The sequence below is a fragment of the Pseudomonas sp. NCHU5216 genome (genome assembly GCF_052156495.1).
Lineage (GTDB): Bacteria > Pseudomonadota > Gammaproteobacteria > Pseudomonadales > Pseudomonadaceae > Aquipseudomonas.
On record NZ_JBQLIX010000027.1, the window covers coordinates 1 to 18,230 of the forward strand.

The following is an 18,230-nucleotide window of genomic DNA, read 5'->3' on the forward strand; positions in this document are numbered from 1 at the left end:
TTCATTGAGAAACTCGGGCAACGGGATTGGCCTATTTCACCAGAAACGGGAAGTCTTCTTCAGACTTTCCTTAGGCGGATATAAATGTGAAATTAAGCAAACACCCCGGACGACCGCTGATGGCGGATGAAAAGCGTCATCCAACCTACGCCCCATACGCCATTGACCACCCACAATCACACATCTACCCTGAACCACAGCGCCTAAGAAACGCTTCACGCAGCGGCAAAACTGCTCCCGAAAGCAGCGGTGTATTCCATTGAGGTAATGGATATGCCTACCCAATCCGCATCCTCCGCTATAACCGCCCTTGCCGGCGAAATCCTGATCCCGCAAACCTTCACCCGCCACCGCCGCCAACTACGCGCGCTGCTGATCGAACGGCAATGCTGGTTCTGCGCAATGGATCTTGGCCGGCTGATCGGCCAGCCGCATCTGGACGAACGCGCTATACGCACGCTCGACGCCGACCAGCTACTCGATGCCGTGGTGCTCAACACCCACGGCCAACCGGAGACGACAAGGCTGATCAGCGAATCCGGCGTCTATGCCGCGCTGATCCACTACTACCACCCGGAAAACCGCTGCATCCGCCGCTGGATCACCGCCGACGTGGTGCCGATGCTGCGCGATATCGCACAGCCCGGCGAGCGCCGACCGAGGCGCGAGAATCGCCAGGGGCTGTCATTGCTGCATTGGCAAGGTGATACCTGGATGCCTTATCGGCCAACGTAACCAGCGCCACTCAGAGGGTGGATGGCCACAGGGTCATTCACCTGACGTGCTACTTATCCAGCTCGCGCAGGATATCGGCGCTGGGTATCCGTAAAACGCCCGAGCGATAGGCTTTGAAGCCATAGGCAGTAGCCCGATAGACACAGGGCACTGACTGCCTGGCGCCCAGCAGCTCACGCAGCTCCTGCGCCTGCAAAACGCGCTCGCTACGCCCCTCATTGAGGTTCTCAACGAACATGATCGAGGAGTGAAAGACGAAGGGGGAAACAGCCGGCCCTGCCGCAAGAGAGGAAATCAACCCGCTGGACACATAGCGCCCATCGTCGTATCTGACAGGCGCCTCATCGCTAGTGAGCGCACAAAGCAACAGCCCACCCACCGGAGAGTCTTCGGGTTTGAAAATATTCAGAAGGTCGGCATCAGCAGTAAAACTGACCTGATAGCCATAGGCACTTTGCCTAGAAAAGCCGAGATAACCCAGTTCGGCAGGTGGGATTTGATGATCCTTGGCGCAGCCCAGAAAGAACGGCAACACGGCCAGCCACAAGAACTTGCTTTGCCATCTTGCCTGCTTACGCACTGCCAACATCATTGATCCAGCTCACGCAAGATATCGGTGGTGGGTACCTGAAAGGTTTCAGAGTGATAGGCCTTGGCGCCATAGATGGTCGCCACGTACTGGCAAGGTATGGAGCGCTTGTCTGCAACCAGCGACCGAATTGCTTCGTCACTCAACGCTCGCGTTGTCGTGCCTTCATCGAGGGTCTCGCTGAAAGACAAGGCAGCCACGAATGCAAAGCCATCACCGCCTTCATGCTGGGCATCGTGCTCGACGAAGCCAGAGGCCAACGTCTTCATGAAATGGCCCACCGAAAAATCCACATCATCACCCGGGGCGCAGTACATCATCCCGCCCACGGGCCCCTCTCCTGGCCCAAACAGACTGAGCAAATCGACATTCGAGCTGAACCGCAGATCATAGAATCCAGCGTCGGTTCGAGCACCAATCGACTCATAATTCAGGATGGCAATCGGCTTGCCATGTCCCTTGGCACAACCACTACTCAGAAGTACCAGCCCAATCAGAAATAACCTGAACATCCTGCCGCCTGATGCAGTCAGTAAACCGTCCCCCACCTACGGTGGCTGAAACATTGCCATCTACCGGATTTAACAACTCACTCACGAAACGATCATGGATCTTCAGTCGCCAGAGAAACATTGATGTAGAAATATTTTATCTCTGGCCAAGCGTCACGTTTATTTATAGGCGTTTCCTCAGACCCCATGCCTAGCATGTAACCCTGCCCTGTCGCTTTATCGCGATAAAAATAAGGCGTTGAGTCCCAACCGCAGCAGATGAATTGAAGCGTTGGCAGACCGAAGCTACGGCTCATGTACTGCTCGGCCTCACGTGCATCAGAGCCTTTCACGCGATAGCGGGCGACAAAAGGTTTCCCTTGCGCATCGACATCTTGAGTACACCCTTGAAACTCAACGAAATCAGGTTTATCGCTGAGCTGCGCAAGAAAATCTCCGCAGCGTAGCTCCGCTTTCGCACAACCGGCCAACGCAGATAATACTGCGAAGAAAAGTACAAAAATCAACCGACTCATTCACTTTCTCACAGCCAACTCGTCAAAATATCGCCCTCGCGTCATATATTAATGCCGAAACATTGGTAAATACCCAAGCTCCACCAATTTTGCATCTATATCTCCCACACGCTCATAGTGCTCTCTATTTTTCTCATTCATCACCTCCGAGCTACTGACGATGATACTGCCACGCCCTGGAATGTCGACAACTTCCTCAGCATTTGAAAAATCCGCATTCTTTAGCGGATACGGACAATAACCGATCCAGCCAGCTGTCAACCTCTCAGTGAAAACCCTATACTTCAGGTAATAGTCTTCAGGCGCCACAACCCCCCATTCAATCTCAGGCCAAAATTCCACTGCAGCTCTCATCATTCCCACCAGCACGTCCTTGACGTCAGGCAGAGCCATTACCAAAGCGCCTGCATCTTCAAACTCCATATAGGCAGGCATCATCTCGATATCATGTGCGAAGTAACTAAGAGATAGGCCTCCCTTAAAGATATCTTCCTCGCCATTCCATAGGCTGTATTGTGTTGCACGGCTCATGTCTCCATCCTGATCGTTCACCCAGTCCATTACTTCCTTGCTCAGGTATTCGGGGCTATCGACAACATTGAAGCGCTTCGCTGACTCGGGCGAGTCGCCACAGAGATACCAGTCTTTCAAAATCGGGCTCAAACCGCCTATCGCCTTGAGAAAGGAAACGCTACGTTCAACCTGCTCGTCGCGAGCAACCGATGCAATTCGGGCCTTATTGAACCGCATTCGAAATGTAAATTTCCTGAATGCCTTGGCCTTTTCCCTAAACTCTTCTGAGCTGTAGTAATCACTCATGCTTCTCTCCATTAGGCCCGCAGGCTAGGATTATCTCGATAATATTCATCAAATTCGCGCTGTTCTTGCTGCCTCATCTCGTCATACTCCTCTTTTTCAGGAGTTCCTGGCATTGGATTCCAGTAAGCAAATAGGTTGGGATAACCAGCCTTTTGATACGCAGAGGAACAGTACTCATAGACTATTTTTTGCAAGAAATGCCACTCAACAGTTACGGGCGGTGTAGGCACAGCCTTAGCCGCATGAGCATAGGCCTTGAGAATCAAATCCTTATTGACAGATTTTCTAAACCAGATCTTTGGTGTATTCAAAATAGGCATGAACATAAATGCATAATTCGCCTTCGCCTCCAGCAAGGTGCAGCGGCTCTTATCGAATCCATCCCACCAGGTTCCGCTCCACCACCATTCATGGGGGTACGGAAAGTTGGTCACCCACTGCTGATACTGCGCCGACAGCTCGGACATGCTGTGCCCCTTACCCGCATTGGCAATGGCCATGACACCTTGCTCAGGGGGGCATTCGACGCAGTCCTTGTCCTCGGCCTTGCAGCTATCTTCGCCTTCCCGCGTTTGCTCGCGCGTCATAGGTGGTGCATCGGTCTGTTGCTGGGTCTGTGGCTGCACCTGCGGTTGTGGTAACGGCTGAGGCAACGGCCTGGGCTGTGCTGAGGGGGCGGGCATGGGCCGGGGAGCGGGCGGAGCGACAGGTGCGGGCCTGGCCGGCGGCATCGGTAATCTCGTAGGGGGCACCCTCATCCCCTCTATCGGCAAGCGAAAACCTCCCCGAGGCAGAGGGCCGCGAAACGCCAGTTGATCAGCCGAGCCAGTTCCACCTGACGGTTTGAATGGGTTACTCATGGTCGATCACTCCCTGTTCTCACTTGGCACCGGGCCATTCCTTCAATACGCGCAGATACTGCATGATGCTGTCGTAGTCACGGAAACGCTGATCGGGGCTGTCCGCGACAGGTCGCTGCATCCACTTGATGAATTGTGGATCCTTCTGAAAACCAGGCGTCATCAGGCTGTAGCGCATGAAAAGCTCGACCATCTCGGGATCTTTGATTCCAAAAGCCCAAGCCTCTTCACGCTGCTCTTTGAGATAACGATAAGCAGGCCATTCGCCCACTTCTTTGAGCCAGGCAGGATCATGCTCACGGACTTCGAGCAGTAGTTTTTCAATGACCTCGTCCTCGCGCACCCTCTCCAGGCGTTCGAGTTGCTCCGCTGTGAACTCAAGCATCGCCAACCTCCATGGCTTGGGCGGACGCAAAGGTCAGATAATCGTTTTCCAATGGCTGCCAGACTTGCCAATAAGCGACAGGGCGCATCAGTTCCGCATGCTGCGCTTCGCTGAGTACGCCTTGCAGAGCCCGGCGCACGGTCGGGTTGTAGTAGCGAAACAAGGCTCTTCTGCCATCAGGCAGACGTGTGAACAGGTTGCTGCGCAGATGCTCGGCAAGAGACTCGAAAGGTTTTTCACTCCAAAGCCAGGACACCAGCGGTGAGGTAACGTCCCGACTTATCAACCACTCCAGCAGTTCGTCGCTTCTCGCCTTGTCTTCTGTGAATGCCACCAGAGCCGGGCCAGCGTGCTTGATGCCATCGAGCTCCGTGCCTTCCAGCAGCCACTGCCATTGCAGCGCATCACCTGCGTTGGAGAAACGCTTCCCCAAGGTCAGGTAACTCGACCCATCGACCAAGGCGTAGTGCCTGAGCTGCGGATTGTTGATTCGACGTTGCCGCATCGCTTGATAAAGTCGCTGCGCTTGCCCACGCGCCTGAACGACCGTATTCATTTGGCAGCCCCCAGATTTTCCAGGGGCACGAAGGTCGCGTTGCGCTTGGCGGCCAGCAACAGGCACGGCAAACAAAGGGCCGGCGCCTTGATGACAGGCGGGACGAAGGCCGCACCACCGCCTGACATCCCAATAATGACGGTACCGGAACCACCGACCACCACGTTCCCATGACTTCCTACGGTTCCAATGGTGGTAGCCGGCAAGCCGTTGATCAGTACGTTCGAAACGACATTGCCGGCCAAAGCACTACCACAGGCCGTGCTATCGGTTTGCCGGGCAGCGCTCAGGCCGTCAAAAATCACATCCGGCGAGCCGCTGACGATTGGATTGGTGCCATGCCCTGGCAATGGGCAGGCTGTCGGGTCGCTCACTCGAGCGGCGGGTTTTCCACTCATGACAATGCTCCTTGAAGTTGAATCCTGGTGTGCGACTCGTGCACATCCATGTTCGAGTTGGCAAAACACCAACGACACTCAACTGCATCGAACAACGCGAACTGAGAAGGCGTTTGCTGGGAAGAAAGAGGTGGCGGCATGGCATGTAGGGCTTCATATGTATGCCAACGCATCTCGGCAGCACAGACATCGTCCCACTTGTTGAGCAGGGCGTTGTAATCGCGTAGCCCTACTCGGTCGTAACAGACCTGCAGTTGCTGAGGCAGTTGCTGCCCCCAAGCCAGATAATGCGCTGAAGTCCATTCGCCGATATGCGCCTGAGCCAACCAGCCCATGGGAATCAAGCGCTGCTCCGCCTCTAGCAGACGCCGGCTATGCGCCGCGAACCCACAGCAAATGTGCAGGTTCAACCAGCCCTGGTGATCACGAAGATAGGCATTGGGATCGAAGCATTCGGATAGCAGGCGAGCCTGATATCCCTCTATGCCACAAGAGCGGATAACGATCTCGGCATCCAGACGCGAAACGAAAGCCCAAACGGCATCGCAGCCCTTGAGGCTGTGTACACACGCAATCTGGCCGGTCTGCTCACCTGAGCCATTCCTGAACAAGCCATAGAGCCGAATAGAAGATTTGAACGTGGGAACACTCATCCTGACTCCCTTGCACTATCCTGTGGCGGCTGCTGCGCTCCGTTGCCGATCCTAGGCCAGAGTGTGTTGCACTTGGAGCAGGCATGTCCGGAATGCATGTCACAAAAAATGACGGCATGAGATGCATGGCGCACTTGGCAAGCAGTGTTTGATCAAGGTGGAACAGGTATTCGTGACACAGGGATTCTCAATCTCCTTGGCCACGCCTGCCCCTTGTCGGCTGCTCGACCGAGAACACAACATGGGCGGCGATATCGGCAAGGCTGATGCCCACTTCATCGAAAGCAACCTGCGTCAGCGCCAGCATTCGCGCCTTGTCCGAGCTGGCGAGCGCCCGCGCTCTGTTCGCCTCGCTGTCGAACATCCAGGTCACCACAAGGCTCTGCGGGAATTGCTGGTAGTCCACCTCATGGGTCAACCACTGGAAGCCGACGATCTCACTTTTGGCCGTTTCGCAGGCAGCCGTGAGGGTGCGGATCAGCTCGCGCTCGATGCCTGAGTATTTTCGTTTCGGCGATGCCATAAAGCCCTTCTGAATCCGAGTTCGCTGCAGGGCCATATTACCCGAGGGTTTCAGCGCCATGAGCTACAGTTTCATTTGAACGTCACGGCATGCTGTTTCGTCGAGTCGCTGCAGCGAGACCTGAATACGTTGCCGATGCCGCGGGCAGGCGGAAAGGTATGACGCAGGCCACAGGCTATCCATCTGGCTGCTGCAACCCAGGCGCGCTTGCTGGACAATGCCTGCCCCCGACCGGAACCACCCCGCTTCCTACGAATGACAACTGAGCTCGCTGATGGCCATTGCCCCCGGGGCAGTGGCCGCATCGAGCCAGGCGTGGTGTGAGTGAGATACCAACGAAGCCATTCGGGCGAAGACCAACCAGAGCGTTCGCGTCATGAAAAACAAAGGTCACAAGGAGTTGCCCATGTCCAACAACATAATCTGCCGAGTCATGCTTTCCCTGCTGCCGCTGCTTACTGGCACTGCTCAGGCGTCCGATGTCATTCAGATTCTGACCCAGAATTACCCGCCCTTCAGCATGTCGGCCAATGGCAAGAACTTCGAGCGGGAAGACGGGATAGTGGGGATCGACAAGGAGGTGGTGGTCGAGCTGTTCAAGCGCGCCGAGATTCCCTATCAGATGACGCTGCGGTTCCCATGGGGCCGCTTGCAGGAGATGGCCGAACAGCAACCCGACTTTGCCGTGTATTCGCTCAGCCGTAACGCCGAACGCGAGTCGCGCTTCAAGTGGGTTGGGCCATTGAGCGAGATTCAGTTGGTGCTATTGAAGATGCCAGGCAACCCGATCGAGCTGAACAGCCTCGACGATGCTCGCCAATACAGCATTGGCGCAGTCGCAGGCACTAGCGTCAGCCAGTACCTGGAAGAGCGGAACTTCAGCCTCAAGACCACCCTGAACAACGCCCCCGCCAAGCTTCAAGCCGGTGAGTTCGATCTGTGGGCCACCACCAATCCGGCTGGTGACTATGAGTCCAGGCAGGACGGGGTCGGCAAACTGGAGGTGGCCCTTTCCATCAGCAGCACTCAGCTCTACCTGGCGCTGAACAAGGAAACACCGGATGAAATCGTGCAGAAGCTGCAAAGTACGCTGGATCAGATGCGTCAGGAGGGTTTCATCGATCAGGTAACGGCTCGTTATCTGAGCGAATGATCGAGCGGATCGCGCCGGCGCGCTGCACAGGCCATTGCGCAGGAGCAGGCCCCATGCAGCGCACAGGTTACAATACCCAGCTCACGCCCTTGCCCAGCGGAGCCGCCGCCCGATGTTCACCCTAACCCACCTCAGCAACCCGCCGCCCGAGTCTCTGAAAAACCAGGTGTTGCAGATGGTGGTGGATTACTTCGCTGACCTCAGCGCGGTGCCGCTGCTACCGAGCAACCCGCTGTATCAGCTCTACCAGTACGTGATCGGCTATGAGGTGCATCTGCACCTGCAAAACATGAACGGCGAGGCTGAAGGCCCCGCACAGTTGCTGCTGGCGCTGGACGATGAAGATCCGTCCCGCGTGCTGGGTTTTGCCCTTTACCTGCCAAGCCCCGACGATAGCGCCGCCTGCACCCTCGCCTACCTTGCCGTGCAGGCCGAGCATCGCGGCAAGGGCATTGGCCGGGCGTTACTGCAGCGCGTGCAGGAGCGGCGCCCTCATCTGGAGCTGGCCTGCGTGGCGAGCAAGGTGCCACTGTTCGAGGCCCTGGGCCTGCAGGTGCTGGCCGCCCAAGGCGCGCAGGTGCTGATGAACAGTCGTGACTATCGCTCCAGCGGCATGGTGGCAATCGCCGACCTGGCGCCGGTGTTCGCCTCCACGGAGGTCAGGCAGATTCACACCTATCTGCTCAAGCAGCACGGCCAGCGCGCCATGCAGCAGGCGGAAAAGCAGCGCGACGCGCACCTCGACATGCTCGCTTTGCAAGCCCAACAGCTGGTGGACGAGCGCCTGCCTTCCCGCTCGTTGCACTGAACCGGGCTGGTTCACCGCTCGGCTCTGACGAAACCTGCATCATCGATCCTTCTCAGGCTGCCTGTGAGCCCCTCGAAGCCACTCGCGCATGGCGTTGCGCTATCATCGGCAACCTCACCACCACCAAGAAGGGATTCACATGCTCAAGCGCATCGTTCTATTGGCCAGCGTGGCTGCCGTGCTACAGGGTTGCGGCGTAACCATGCCGCGTTACGAACCCAGTTACGACAACGTGCAATTGCTCAAGCAGCATGCGCCCTTGAGCCGGTTGGATACGCCAAGCGTGATAGCGGACAAAGGGCAGGATTCGATTGCGGTTCGCGCCAACCCTCTACGCAGCCCCGAAGGCTCGTTGAGCAAGCATGTGCAACAGGCGCTGGAGAGTGAACTGCGCCTGGCCGGGCTGCTGGATCCTGCCGCCAAGCGTCATCTGGACGTTCGCCTGCGGGAAAACAGCATGACCGCCGGCATGGGTAGTGGAAATGGTTCGATCCGTGCCGACTTCGAGCTACGCGAGGGCAATACCTCGCTGTATAGCGCCAGCAAGACGGTGACCAGCGTCTGGGATAGCAGCTTCATCGGAGCCATCGCCATTCCATCCGCCGCCAACGCCTACAACCCGCTGGTGCGCAAGCTGCTGGCCGAGTTGTATCAGGACCCGGCCTTCATCGCGGCCTTGAAGGAGTGATGCGAAGGACGGCGCGCCTGGGGCGCGCCGCTGGGTTTCAGCCGCGCATCAGCAGCGAGCGGCCCTGAGCGTACTTGAGCACCTGCTTATCCAGCAGTTGCTTGAGCAGGGCATTGAGCTGACGGCTGAAGCTGTCGCTGACGGCATCGGCCGTGGTGTGGCCCATCATGGGAATGAACACCAGGCCCATCCAGGTACGCACCGAGTCATGGTTCTCGCCCACCTTGAGGGTCTGGCCCTGTTCGTCGATGACCTGCAAGGTCATGGTGTACTCGTCCTTGCCACTGCCCGGGATGATGCCCAGGGTCAGGCCAGTGATGAAGCCACTGACCGCTGCGGCCCCATCCGAGCCGTCGTTGTAGACATCCAGCTTGAGGGTGTAATCACCAGGCTGCTTCTGGAACTGATCGAGGGTATAGCGGCTGAACAGGCCCGAATCACGCAACACGGCTTCGAGGCGCGGCTTGAGCATGTCCCGCGCCTGCGGGACTTCGACCGCCTTGGCGCTGCCGGCCTCGCCACGGTAGAAGTTGAAATCCACGAATACACCAGGGCGCTGCTGATAGTTCGCCATCGAAGGCAGCTTGGTCGCCGCCACCTCCTCACCTGGGAAACTGGCACAACCCGCAAGCGCCAGTACCATCGCCATGCCTATCATCTTCAACTTCATAACTGCTCATCCTTGTTGAATTGAAAAGTGCCGCACTCATGGCAGCGCCGACACTCTATGCAAAGCCAGGGAAAGTGGCAATTGGCCATCCACCATTACTCTCTCCCACGCTCCGGGGGGTAACGCCTCCCCGGATGCTCCAGCATCCAAACTGCTGGCCGCCCGCAGCCTAGAGGCGGTGTGCACACGCAGAGTGTGGCCACTATCAGCGCCTACCCAGCCAGAATTGCGGGCGGCGACGGTGATGAGCGAGGGCCAGTACCTGAAAGCCTTCAGTCGTTTCCCGGTAGAGGATGGATAGGGGAAAACGGCGTAGCGGAGCACTGCGAATGTCCGGCTCGAGTGCAACGCGCCAGGCTCTGGGGGATTCGCCAATCAGTTTGGCCATAGCCTCGAACTCCGCAACGAGAGCCCCACCCAAGCCAGGAATCTTCGATTCGTAATAACCGACCGACTCCAGAAACTCGGCCTCCGCTGCCGGGTGGAAAGAATATTTCATCGAATCAAGGCTTTGGCCTTGTTCATCACGGCATCACCTGGCACCGCCTGCACCGAGCCACTGTCGAGCTCTTCCACGCGCTGTCGTGCTTCAAGCAACCAGTCTGCTCGTAGCTCTTCTTCCGAGGGGGCTTCAAGGCTCAAGACCAGACGCCGAATCAGTTGCGCGCGCTCCTCACGGGAAAGGTGCAGGGCTTCATCTTCGATCTTCTGCAGATCCATGGCATGACCTCTCGCTTGTCTACCGACAAATCTTGGCACGGATGCTTGGCAGGTGCCATGGCCACGCTTCGGATGGTCGCGACACCTCGCCAGGGCAGCAGGTCGCTAACCGCAGTGCTCGGGGCGTTTCTGGGCAGGTTCTCGGTTAGCAGCGCGGCCATCATCGGCCTGACATCTGGCGGCGCTCTGCTCGCCCCAGGCCAGGACAACAGGCCCCCGAGGACACAGGGATGAAAGATTCAGCACGCGGCTTATGGCTCGTCACCAGCGGTATCGTGGTACTCAGCTTCGATGGCCTGCTGGTGCGTCTGGCGCATACCGATGGCTGGAACATTCTGTTCTGGCGCGGCCTGCTGATGTGTCTGGCGCTGGGGGTGTTCTCACTGTCGGCCAGAAGCCGCGCCAGCATCCGCGCACAGCCGTTGCTCAGCGCCACCTCGGCCCTGTTGCTGGCGTTGATCTCGATCTTCTTCGTGCTGGCGATCCTGCATACCCAAGTCGCCAACGTGGTGATCATCCTCTGCACCGCGCCATTGTTCGCGGCGCTGTTCACCCGCTTCTTCCTCGGCGAGCCGGTGGCCTTGCATACCTGGATGGCGATTGGCGTGGCCGCGCTGGGCATTCTGGTGGTGTTCGCCGGCGCCTTCCAGGCAGGCGATCTGGCCGGCAATGGCTATGCCCTGCTGTCCTCGGCAGCGGTGGGCGCCAACCTCACGCTGCTGCGCCGCCACCCGACCCTGGAGCGCATGCCGCTGATCGCCCTCGGTGGCCTGGCCGCCGCACTGATCGCCTGGCCGAAAGCTCAGCCGTTCGGCCTGGAGGCTTCGAGCTACTGGGTGCTGGCGATCATGGGGCTGGTACAGATGCCGCTGGCCACGCTGTTGATCAACAACGCCACACGCTACCTGCCCTCGGCCGAGGTGGCGCTGTTCTACCTGCTGGAAAGCGTGCTGGGTACGTTGTGGGTCTGGTACTTCCTGCAGGAAACGCCGACTCACTCAGCGCTCTACGGCGGCGCGCTGGTGATCGCCACCCTGGTGGTGCATGCTGGCCTGACCTTGCGCCCGCGATCCGCACTGCCGGCCTGAACGTCGCCTCAGGCAGGGTGACTTTGCGAGCCGGAAGCCCGCGCGTGCATGCCTCTCAGGGCGAATTGCACGGCAGCCCATGCAAACCCGAGCAATAATGTACGTCAGTACTAAACTCAGATCTCGGATGGCCGAAACAATGGCTAGGGACATTTCAGCGAGATCACCCTCATGTTCAACACCCGCTTGCAGCAAGAGATACAGGCGCTACGCGAGGATCTGTCCTCGGTAGAGCAGGTACGCGCCAGCCTGGATGGCGAAATGCTTGGCCTCATTCTCGACCCACAAGGTCGAGTCATGCATGCCAATGCCAACTTTCTCAAGGACATGCACTACACGGCCGAACGCTTGCAGGGCCACTCCTTACTGGAGTTGATCCCCGAGCATGTACGCAATCTCGACTTCCATCACCGCGTGCGTCGGGCACTGGAGCGCGGCGAGCACCTGGCCGGCGTCATCCGCCTGCTACGGGGTAACGGCCGCGAAGCCTGGCTTCGCTCGATCCTGCAGCCGGTGCGCAACAGTGCTGGCGGCATCCGCTTCTTCTCCCTCTATGCCAGCGACCTGACCCGCACCATCGAAACCTCGCGTGAGCACGAGAACCTGATCAAGGCACTGCAGCGCTCCACCGCCGTGATCGAGTTCAACCTCGACGGCGAGGTGCTCACCGCTAACCAGCGCTTCCTCGACGCCATGGGCTACAGCCTGGAGCAGATCAAGGGCAAGCATCACCGCATGTTCTGCGATACCAGCGAGGTCAACTCGCCGGCCTATCAACAGTTCTGGGAAAAGCTGCGCCGTGGCGAGTTCGTCGTCGACCGCTTCAAGCGTATCGACAGCCATGGCCGCGACGTCTGGCTGGAGGCCTCCTACAACCCCATCACCGATGCCCATGACCGCCTGTACAAGGTGGTCAAATTCGCCACGGTGGTCACCGATCAGGTGCAGCGCGAAGAGGCCGTGGCGCAGGCCGCCGGCATCGCCTTCGATACCTCCAAGGGCACCGATGCCAGCGCCCGCAACGGAGCCTCGGTGGTGCAGCAAATGCTCGACGCCATGGCCGAACTGGCCGGGCGCATGCAGGAGGCGGCACAGGGCATCGAGGCGCTGGACAAGCAGTCGCAGCTCATCGGCTCCATCGTCAAGAACATCAGCAGCATCGCTGATCAGACCAACCTGCTGGCGCTCAATGCCGCCATCGAGGCGGCACGTGCCGGCGATCAAGGCCGTGGTTTCGCCGTCGTGGCCGACGAAGTACGCCAACTGGCCTCGCGCACCAGCTCGGCCACCGTGGAGATCACTTCGGTGGTCGGGCAGAACCAGCAGTTGGCCGAGCGTGCCGTGGAGATCATCGGTCGAGGCAAGAGCCAGGCCGAACTGGGCCTGGAGCTGTCCAAGCAGGCCGGCCAGGTGATCGAGGAAATCCAGGATGGCGCACGCCGCGTAGTGGCCGCCGTGGAGAGCTTCGCCACCAAGCTGTGAGGCAATGCTGCAGAACAACGGCGCCTGCGGGCCATGCGCCCAAACCCTGCAGGAACGAAGGGGGGCGCCTCGCTTTTATTCGCGATGGGGTTTGGCCCAGTGCCCGCCCCTGATCGCGAATAAATTCGGCTCTTCGCGGAATCTCGGGAAAGTCAGTATTGACGCCGGACTGGCAAGTTTGTGTGAGTGCTTGTTGCTTGTTCAGGCTCTTGTTCCGGATTGCCGCGTTTTTGTTGATGTTTTTGGTTTCGCCCTCCCGGGCGAGTCACTTTTGCGGGCAAAAGTAACCAAAACCCTCCGCCCGGTCATCCGGCCCTGGCTGCGCCAGGGTTCGCTCACTCCATCGCCGCTCCAGAGGCCCGCCGCGGTGGGCCATCCATGGCCCATCGCGGCTCTCGCGACATCCATGTCGCTCGACCTCTTCCACGACGATTCCGTTCGCCCTCCTGGGCGGGCTCTGCACGCGCCTGAACCCGAGGTAACCCAGAAGTAGCACGGAGTGCTTGAACATGGGTCAGCCTTAGGGCTGACCTGAATGCCGGCTGCAAGCCGGCAAGCTGAAACTACACGGATGAAAGTATTGGTTTAACTCGACGACCCAATCGCGACTTCATCGCTACCAGAACACGCCGCGCATGCTCGGAACAACTGTACGTTCAGGCGCGCAAATGCCCCCCTTCAGGAGGCCGAACGTAGACATTGCGCAGGGGGCGAGTGGCATGGATGCCACGAGAGGCGTAATGGGCCAGGGATGGCCCATATACGCCGACCCCGGAGCGGTGCCGGAGTGAGGGAAGTCGAGCGCAGCGAGACCCGGATGGCGGGGGTGCGTTTCTTTTGCTTACTTTTCTTTGCGCATTTCAAAGAAAAGTGAGTCGCCCGAGGGGGCGAAACAAGAAGTTTCTGAATATACCGAAGCGGCGTCCAGAACACCTACCAGCACACAAAATTGCCAGTCCGGTGTCAACCAGGCATTCCCCCTGAAAATGCGATGATCCTTTTATTCGCAATTGGGTTTAGCCCAGTGCCCGGCCCTGATCGCGAATGAATTCGCTCCCGTAGGAACCGGGAAACGGGCTCCTACGGGCGTGGACGACAGCCTCACCCGACAGTGCCGGTCAGCCCCGTCAGGGTATCGGCCAGCTCGCGCGTACGCAGCGAGGTCTGCTCGGTCAGTTGCGCGGAATCACGCAGCGAATCGATCATCCCGCCCAGCGCCGACACCTCGCTCACCTGCTGCTGAATATGCCCGGACACCGCGCTGATGGCCTGGGATAGCTGATCGACGTCGGTGCCGATCTCGGCGGCGTTCTTGTGGGTGATCTGCGCCAGGTTGCGCACCTCGTCGGCCACCACGGCGAAGCCACGGCCCATCTCTCCGGCGCGTGCTGCCTCGATGGCGGCATTGAGCGCCAGCAGGTTGGTCTGCCCGGCGATCTGCTGGATGACCTGGACGATGGACTGGATACGCAGGCTGGAGCTCGCCAGTTCGTCCGCGCTGCGCACCACCGAGGCGCCCTGCTCGCTCAGGCTGCGCACCACGCCCTCGGCCTGCCCGGTGACCTCGCCCTGGCGCGCGATGTTGTCGGTCAGCGCATCCATGCTCTGGTGCAGCTCATGGGCATGCAGATGCAACTGCTCACCGATCTCGCGCTGCCGGGCCTCGGCCGCCTGCAGCACCCGGCCCAGATCGGCGAGCCCCTCGAATACCGGGCGAATGTGCTCGTCGAGCCCCTCGCTGTCGATGCAAATGCCGTAGTCATGGCGTTTGAAGGCATCGATCTGACTGACCACCACCTGGCTGAGCCCAGCCAGCTTCTTCACCTGCCGGCGCAGGAAGAAGGCCTTGAACTCGCCGTAATGGATGGGGAAACGATCGATGTAGTCGTCGCTGAACGCGGTCCCCGGCGGCACCTGGAAGAAAAAGATCGCCGTCAGCGTCTGGTTGAGGTTCAGGCCAAGGATTTCACCGAAGGTGGAAAAGCCGATGACCGGCACCCGACCGAACACCCCTTCCATGCTCCCCAGCTCCGCCGTGTTGTTCAGCCGGCGCAGGATGCAGTCGTTGAGCAGGCCGATCAGCGGTGTACCGCCCTTGCCGCGCAGGAACTGCTCGAAGTCGCGCCGCGTGCTCTCCACCAATGGCGTGCGTTTGACCAATACCAGCTCCTCGCCCGGCGCCACGTCGCAGAACAGGTGCACCACCTCCTGCTGCAGATCGATGCGTGCGATAGAGCGCACGAACAGCTCGCCGCCGACGCGAATGGCAAAGGAATAATTGGCCAGTTTGCTCTCCAACTCCTGTGGCTGACAGTGCAACTCGGCGCACAGGGCGGCGACCATGCTGAGGATATTGCCGCGCGCATCGACCACCTGGCGGATGCTGCGCGCCTCCAATGAGGCAGTCAGCACGCTCAGGCTGATGGACGTGGGCTCGAAGTTCTGGCTCTTGAACACACCGAAGCGCACGTTGGGCGCGCTCTTGAGAAAGACCACCAGAGCATGGTTTTCGTAGCGGCGCTGACCGTCGTGCAGGAAGGTCTGACGGAAGTCACCCTTGCCCCCGGCCGAGCCACCGACGAACAGACAGGGGAAGCGCCCGGATTCGTACAGCGCCTCCATGAAGAACGACTCGGAGGCCGACAGGCCGTCGAACAGCACGTAGGCTAGGGTGTCGCGGGCATCGATCGGCGTCTTCACCTGCAGCGCCTGCAGAGAACGGGTCAGTTTGGCGATGCGCTCGCGCAGCGGCATGTGCGCCCCGCCCGCGCGGATGTCCTGGCTTTCCAGCGGCACGCTGACCACCTCGGCACTGGCCACCACCCGACTGTCGAACAAGGCCAGCACCACCCGATCCCATTGCTCGCCGGTGTCGCAATACAGACGGCCTCCGCCACCGCACAGCTCGCCGGCACTGCTGGTCAGGCTCAGGGGCACACCAGGAAAGCGTTCAGTGATCTGCCGTGCGATGCGTTCGATATCCAGATGCGGGGACACATAGCCGGTGATGAAGCTGGGGCGTATCCGCACCGCTGCCAGCGCGGCGGCAAGTTCGGCCGCTCGGCAGCCGATGGGAACGGCAGCCCCCTGCGGGGCTTGGGTGAACTTTTCACGCTGGAAGAGACCCATGGGCGCCTCTCTCGTTGGCCTTATCATGGCTTTCAGACTAGTAGCAAAATGGCGCCAACGCTCTCGTTCTTTGGGCGTAAAAATGCCGCATCCCAGCAGGCTCTCAGGGCGCCCGCACAGTCAGGCTCACCAGCCTGATCACGATGGGCCGCACCAGCATCACGCAGACGAAGGCCACCGGCATCGCCAGGCTATAGGCACTGAGCACCGCCTGCAGATAACCCTGGCCCAGGCCACGGTTGGCAGCGGTGATCACCAGCGACATGAGCATGGCCATGATGCCCGACATGAAAAAGGCGAAGGCCACCGGCATGGCGCGGGCGGGCAACTTCCAGCTACGCGTGGCGGCTGGTGTGAGGTCGAGATCTGACATGTTGAAACTCCCGGTTGGTTGAGGGTGTTGGCACTCTAGCGACGAAGGCGATTGCGGCGGTAGAGGCCGCCAGGTAAGTTGAATATCAAGTTCAACTTACGAATGGCCATCCCATTGGAAAGTAAAAGCACGGACACCCTGCGCGGTCTGGAAAGCTTCGTGAAGGCCGTGGAGAGCGGCAGCATCGCCGCGGGTGCACGCCTGCTGGGCATCAGCGCGGCAGCCGCGAGCCAGAACATCGCCCGCCTGGAGCAGAGCCTGGGCGTGCGCCTGCTGACCCGTACCACGCGCCGCCTGGCGCTCACCGATGCCGGCGCGTCGTACTTCGAGCGCGTGCAGGGCGCATTGCAGGAGCTGGAACTGGCCCGCGCCGCCGTCGCCGACCTGCAGGACGAACCGCGCGGTCTGCTGCGCATCGCCGCCAGCGCCGCCTTCGGCCGTCACGTGCTGGCTCCGCTGATTCCGGGTTTCATGGCGCGACACCCACGCATTCGCTGCGAACTGCTGACCACCGATGGCAGCGTCGACCATATCCAGGAGGGCGTGAATCTCAGCATTCACATTCAGCAGCAGCTACAGGACGGCCTGGTAGCCCGGCGCATCGCCACCGCGCAGACCCGCTTCTGCGCGGCCCCGGCCTATCTGCAGCGCGCCGGGCGCCCCAGCGAGCCGGAGGAGCTGCGCGATCACGACTGCCTGTTGTTTCGCATCCCCTACGATGGGCGCTTCCTGCGCTGGGGCTTCGTCCGCGAAGGCGTGCACTTCGAGCCCCAGGTTCGCGTCAGCATGAGCAGCAACGACATCGACGCCCTCGCCCAATGCGCCGCGGCCGGTGGCGGCATCACCCGGCTGGCGTCCTTCGTCGCCGATCCCTACCTGGCCCGCGGCGAACTGGTGGAGCTGTTCTCCTCGTCCACCCCCACCCATGGCCGGGCAACCAGCGCCCCATTGGATTACTACCTGTGCGTGCGCGACCGCTACGAGCTGACGCCCAAGGTGCGCCTGTTCATGGACTACCTGCAGCAACACCTGCCTGCCGAGCTCAAACCACGCGGCGGAGCCAGCTGACCAGGCGGCAGCACAGCGCAAACGGCTAGCCAGAGGTCGAGCCCAGACAATTTCCCCGTGCCCACGCAGCCTATGGTGAAGGCCCTTTTTCATTCGCACCGGGAGCCAGACATGGCCAACAAACCGATCACCGTCCTGCGCGACACCCAGCCGATGCCTGTCGTCGACGCCTGCAAATGGGAGCGCATCGAAGGTGACCCGCACACCGTCAACCTCAACGCCTACACCTCCGATGACGGCAGCAAGATCATGGGCACCTGGATCTGCACCCCCGGCAAGTGGCGCGTCGAGTACGTGAAGTGGGAGTACTGCCACTTCCAGGAAGGCTACTGCATCATCACCCCGGACGGCATGGAGCCGATCCACCTCAAGGCCGGCGATATCTTCGTGGTCGAACCGGGCATGAAAGGCACCTGGGAAGTGGTGGAAACGGTGCGCAAGTACTTCGTCTTCGCCTGACCCCCTGGCGGGTGCCGAGGCCATCGCCCCGGCCCCCGCTGGACGGC

The 18,230-nt window shown here is 60.0% G+C and carries 21 protein-coding genes and 4 pseudogenes; 9 read left to right on the forward strand and 16 right to left on the reverse strand.

What is annotated here, in order from left to right:
* Nucleotides 1-273: 273 nt before the first annotated feature.
* A complete protein-coding gene (locus ACSVIK_RS17595; RefSeq protein WP_442445538.1) occupies nt 274-735 on the forward strand; it encodes a BRO-N domain-containing protein in 462 nt (153 codons plus the stop codon).
* 49 nt (nt 736-784) lie between these two features.
* Here the strand turns inward: ACSVIK_RS17595 and ACSVIK_RS17600 are convergent, their stop codons facing one another.
* The 10 genes from ACSVIK_RS17600 to ACSVIK_RS17645 all read right to left on the reverse strand — a co-directional run bounded on the left by ACSVIK_RS17600 (nt 785) and on the right by ACSVIK_RS17645 (nt 6,545).
* A complete protein-coding gene (locus tag ACSVIK_RS17600) occupies nt 785-1,324 on the reverse strand; it encodes a hypothetical protein (RefSeq protein WP_442445539.1) in 540 nt (179 codons plus the stop codon).
* Nucleotides 1,324-1,836, reverse strand: coding sequence for a hypothetical protein (locus ACSVIK_RS17605; RefSeq protein ID WP_442445540.1), 513 nt, complete (start codon nt 1,834-1,836; stop codon nt 1,324-1,326). The genes ACSVIK_RS17600 and ACSVIK_RS17605 overlap by 1 nt, the downstream gene beginning before the upstream one ends.
* 92 nt (nt 1,837-1,928) lie before the next feature.
* Nucleotides 1,929-2,351, reverse strand: coding sequence for a DUF4952 domain-containing protein (locus tag ACSVIK_RS17610; RefSeq protein ID WP_442445541.1), 423 nt, complete (start codon nt 2,349-2,351; stop codon nt 1,929-1,931).
* Nucleotides 2,352-2,399: 48 nt separating this feature from the next.
* Complete coding sequence (locus ACSVIK_RS17615; protein WP_442445542.1) at nt 2,400-3,170, reverse strand: Imm52 family immunity protein; 771 nt, start codon at nt 3,168-3,170, stop codon at nt 2,400-2,402.
* An 11-nt stretch (nt 3,171-3,181) separates the two neighbouring features.
* Nucleotides 3,182-3,757, reverse strand: a complete 576-nt coding sequence (locus ACSVIK_RS17620; protein WP_442445543.1) for a Tox-REase-5 domain-containing protein — start codon at nt 3,755-3,757, stop codon at nt 3,182-3,184.
* 292 nt (nt 3,758-4,049) lie between these two features.
* Nucleotides 4,050-4,415: a hypothetical protein gene (locus ACSVIK_RS17625; RefSeq protein WP_442445544.1), complete on the reverse strand. Its 366-nt coding sequence runs from the start codon at nt 4,413-4,415 to the stop codon at nt 4,050-4,052.
* Nucleotides 4,408-4,920, reverse strand: a complete 513-nt coding sequence (locus ACSVIK_RS17630) for a DUF4123 domain-containing protein (protein WP_442445605.1) — start codon at nt 4,918-4,920, stop codon at nt 4,408-4,410. Before ACSVIK_RS17630 ends, ACSVIK_RS17625 begins: the two co-directional genes overlap by 8 nt.
* Before the next feature lie 47 nt (nt 4,921-4,967).
* Nucleotides 4,968-5,369 (reverse strand): PAAR domain-containing protein, encoded by a 402-nt coding sequence (locus ACSVIK_RS17635; RefSeq protein WP_442445545.1) that lies wholly within the window; start codon nt 5,367-5,369, stop codon nt 4,968-4,970.
* Entirely contained in the window at nt 5,366-6,022 is a 657-nt protein-coding gene (locus tag ACSVIK_RS17640; RefSeq protein WP_442445546.1) for a hypothetical protein, read from the reverse strand. Before ACSVIK_RS17640 ends, ACSVIK_RS17635 begins: the two co-directional genes overlap by 4 nt.
* 187 nt (nt 6,023-6,209) lie before the next feature.
* Nucleotides 6,210-6,545 carry a hypothetical protein gene (locus tag ACSVIK_RS17645; RefSeq protein ID WP_442445606.1) on the reverse strand — a complete coding sequence of 112 codons (336 nt, stop codon included), beginning with the start codon at nt 6,543-6,545 and terminating at the stop codon, nt 6,210-6,212.
* A 406-nt stretch (nt 6,546-6,951) separates the two neighbouring features.
* On the opposite strand from ACSVIK_RS17645, the gene ACSVIK_RS17650 reads away from it, so the two are divergent.
* From ACSVIK_RS17650 to ACSVIK_RS17660, 3 genes are all read left to right on the forward strand, one after another.
* Complete coding sequence (locus ACSVIK_RS17650; RefSeq protein ID WP_442445547.1) at nt 6,952-7,698, forward strand: substrate-binding periplasmic protein; 747 nt, start codon at nt 6,952-6,954, stop codon at nt 7,696-7,698.
* A gap of 112 nt (nt 7,699-7,810) precedes the next feature.
* On the forward strand, nt 7,811-8,506 hold the full coding sequence (locus ACSVIK_RS17655) for a GNAT family N-acetyltransferase (RefSeq protein WP_442445548.1): 696 nt from the start codon (nt 7,811-7,813) through the stop codon (nt 8,504-8,506).
* Between the two features lie 139 nt (nt 8,507-8,645).
* Entirely contained in the window at nt 8,646-9,194 is a 549-nt protein-coding gene (locus ACSVIK_RS17660; protein WP_442445549.1) for a hypothetical protein, read from the forward strand.
* A gap of 37 nt (nt 9,195-9,231) precedes the next feature.
* Here ACSVIK_RS17660 and ACSVIK_RS17665 read toward each other — a convergent pair whose 3' ends face one another.
* The 3 genes from ACSVIK_RS17665 to ACSVIK_RS17675 form a co-directional block, all read right to left on the reverse strand.
* Complete coding sequence (locus tag ACSVIK_RS17665; protein WP_442445550.1) at nt 9,232-9,864, reverse strand: hypothetical protein; 633 nt, start codon at nt 9,862-9,864, stop codon at nt 9,232-9,234.
* A 205-nt stretch (nt 9,865-10,069) separates the two neighbouring features.
* Nucleotides 10,070-10,363 carry a hypothetical protein gene (locus ACSVIK_RS17670; protein WP_442445551.1) on the reverse strand — a complete coding sequence of 98 codons (294 nt, stop codon included), beginning with the start codon at nt 10,361-10,363 and terminating at the stop codon, nt 10,070-10,072.
* Nucleotides 10,360-10,584: an addiction module protein gene (locus ACSVIK_RS17675; RefSeq protein ID WP_442445552.1), complete on the reverse strand. Its 225-nt coding sequence runs from the start codon at nt 10,582-10,584 to the stop codon at nt 10,360-10,362. The genes ACSVIK_RS17670 and ACSVIK_RS17675 overlap by 4 nt, the downstream gene beginning before the upstream one ends.
* 230 nt (nt 10,585-10,814) lie before the next feature.
* Here ACSVIK_RS17675 and ACSVIK_RS17680 point away from each other — a divergent pair, with 230 nt between their 5' ends.
* The 3 genes and pseudogenes from ACSVIK_RS17680 to ACSVIK_RS17690 all read left to right on the forward strand — a co-directional run.
* Nucleotides 10,815-11,672 carry a DMT family transporter gene (locus ACSVIK_RS17680; RefSeq protein ID WP_442445553.1) on the forward strand — a complete coding sequence of 286 codons (858 nt, stop codon included), beginning with the start codon at nt 10,815-10,817 and terminating at the stop codon, nt 11,670-11,672.
* 327 nt (nt 11,673-11,999) lie between these two features.
* Nucleotides 12,000-12,572: pseudogene (locus ACSVIK_RS17685) on the forward strand (PAS domain-containing protein); the annotation flags it as partial.
* A gap of 153 nt (nt 12,573-12,725) precedes the next feature.
* A pseudogene (locus ACSVIK_RS17690) lies at nt 12,726-13,154 on the forward strand (methyl-accepting chemotaxis protein); the annotation flags it as partial.
* Nucleotides 13,155-14,255: 1,101 nt separating this feature from the next.
* On the opposite strand, the pseudogene ACSVIK_RS17695 reads toward ACSVIK_RS17690, so the two are convergent.
* The 3 genes and pseudogenes from ACSVIK_RS17695 to ACSVIK_RS17705 form a co-directional block, all read right to left on the reverse strand.
* Nucleotides 14,256-14,621: pseudogene (locus ACSVIK_RS17695) on the reverse strand (methyl-accepting chemotaxis protein); the annotation flags it as partial.
* Between the two features lie 555 nt (nt 14,622-15,176).
* Nucleotides 15,177-16,310, reverse strand: a pseudogene (locus ACSVIK_RS17700) (FIST signal transduction protein); the annotation flags it as partial.
* 76 nt (nt 16,311-16,386) lie between these two features.
* Nucleotides 16,387-16,656, reverse strand: a complete 270-nt coding sequence (locus ACSVIK_RS17705) for a DUF2798 domain-containing protein (protein ID WP_442445554.1) — start codon at nt 16,654-16,656, stop codon at nt 16,387-16,389.
* 102 nt (nt 16,657-16,758) lie between these two features.
* Between ACSVIK_RS17705 and ACSVIK_RS17710 the strand changes: the two genes are divergently transcribed.
* Nucleotides 16,759-17,724: a LysR substrate-binding domain-containing protein gene (locus tag ACSVIK_RS17710; protein WP_442445555.1), complete on the forward strand. Its 966-nt coding sequence runs from the start codon at nt 16,759-16,761 to the stop codon at nt 17,722-17,724.
* Nucleotides 17,725-17,835: 111 nt separating this feature from the next.
* Nucleotides 17,836-18,183, forward strand: coding sequence for a cupin domain-containing protein (locus ACSVIK_RS17715; protein WP_013716543.1), 348 nt, complete (start codon nt 17,836-17,838; stop codon nt 18,181-18,183).
* Nucleotides 18,184-18,230 lie beyond the last annotated feature (47 nt).

Bases quoted from the DNA above. Each gene is read 5' to 3' on its own strand.
- ACSVIK_RS17595 (WP_442445538.1), top strand. From the start codon at position 274: ATGCCTACCCAATCCGCATCCTCCGCTATAACCGCCCTTGCCGGCGAA.
- ACSVIK_RS17600 (WP_442445539.1), bottom strand. From the start codon at position 1,324: ATGTTGGCAGTGCGTAAGCAGGCAAGATGGCAAAGCAAGTTCTTGTGG.
- ACSVIK_RS17605 (WP_442445540.1), bottom strand. From the start codon at position 1,836: ATGTTCAGGTTATTTCTGATTGGGCTGGTACTTCTGAGTAGTGGTTGT.
- ACSVIK_RS17610 (WP_442445541.1), bottom strand. From the start codon at position 2,351: ATGAGTCGGTTGATTTTTGTACTTTTCTTCGCAGTATTATCTGCGTTG.
- ACSVIK_RS17615 (WP_442445542.1), bottom strand. From the start codon at position 3,170: ATGAGTGATTACTACAGCTCAGAAGAGTTTAGGGAAAAGGCCAAGGCA.
- ACSVIK_RS17620 (WP_442445543.1), bottom strand. From the start codon at position 3,757: ATGACGCGCGAGCAAACGCGGGAAGGCGAAGATAGCTGCAAGGCCGAG.
- ACSVIK_RS17625 (WP_442445544.1), bottom strand. From the start codon at position 4,415: ATGCTTGAGTTCACAGCGGAGCAACTCGAACGCCTGGAGAGGGTGCGC.
- ACSVIK_RS17630 (WP_442445605.1), bottom strand. From the start codon at position 4,920: ATGCGGCAACGTCGAATCAACAATCCGCAGCTCAGGCACTACGCCTTG.
- ACSVIK_RS17635 (WP_442445545.1), bottom strand. From the start codon at position 5,369: ATGAGTGGAAAACCCGCCGCTCGAGTGAGCGACCCGACAGCCTGCCCA.
- ACSVIK_RS17640 (WP_442445546.1), bottom strand. From the start codon at position 6,022: ATGAGTGTTCCCACGTTCAAATCTTCTATTCGGCTCTATGGCTTGTTC.
- ACSVIK_RS17645 (WP_442445606.1), bottom strand. From the start codon at position 6,545: ATGGCATCGCCGAAACGAAAATACTCAGGCATCGAGCGCGAGCTGATC.
- ACSVIK_RS17650 (WP_442445547.1), top strand. From the start codon at position 6,952: ATGTCCAACAACATAATCTGCCGAGTCATGCTTTCCCTGCTGCCGCTG.
- ACSVIK_RS17655 (WP_442445548.1), top strand. From the start codon at position 7,811: ATGTTCACCCTAACCCACCTCAGCAACCCGCCGCCCGAGTCTCTGAAA.
- ACSVIK_RS17660 (WP_442445549.1), top strand. From the start codon at position 8,646: ATGCTCAAGCGCATCGTTCTATTGGCCAGCGTGGCTGCCGTGCTACAG.
- ACSVIK_RS17665 (WP_442445550.1), bottom strand. From the start codon at position 9,864: ATGAAGTTGAAGATGATAGGCATGGCGATGGTACTGGCGCTTGCGGGT.
- ACSVIK_RS17670 (WP_442445551.1), bottom strand. From the start codon at position 10,363: ATGAAATATTCTTTCCACCCGGCAGCGGAGGCCGAGTTTCTGGAGTCG.
- ACSVIK_RS17675 (WP_442445552.1), bottom strand. From the start codon at position 10,584: ATGGATCTGCAGAAGATCGAAGATGAAGCCCTGCACCTTTCCCGTGAG.
- ACSVIK_RS17680 (WP_442445553.1), top strand. From the start codon at position 10,815: ATGAAAGATTCAGCACGCGGCTTATGGCTCGTCACCAGCGGTATCGTG.
- ACSVIK_RS17705 (WP_442445554.1), bottom strand. From the start codon at position 16,656: ATGTCAGATCTCGACCTCACACCAGCCGCCACGCGTAGCTGGAAGTTG.
- ACSVIK_RS17710 (WP_442445555.1), top strand. From the start codon at position 16,759: ATGGCCATCCCATTGGAAAGTAAAAGCACGGACACCCTGCGCGGTCTG.
- ACSVIK_RS17715 (WP_013716543.1), top strand. From the start codon at position 17,836: ATGGCCAACAAACCGATCACCGTCCTGCGCGACACCCAGCCGATGCCT.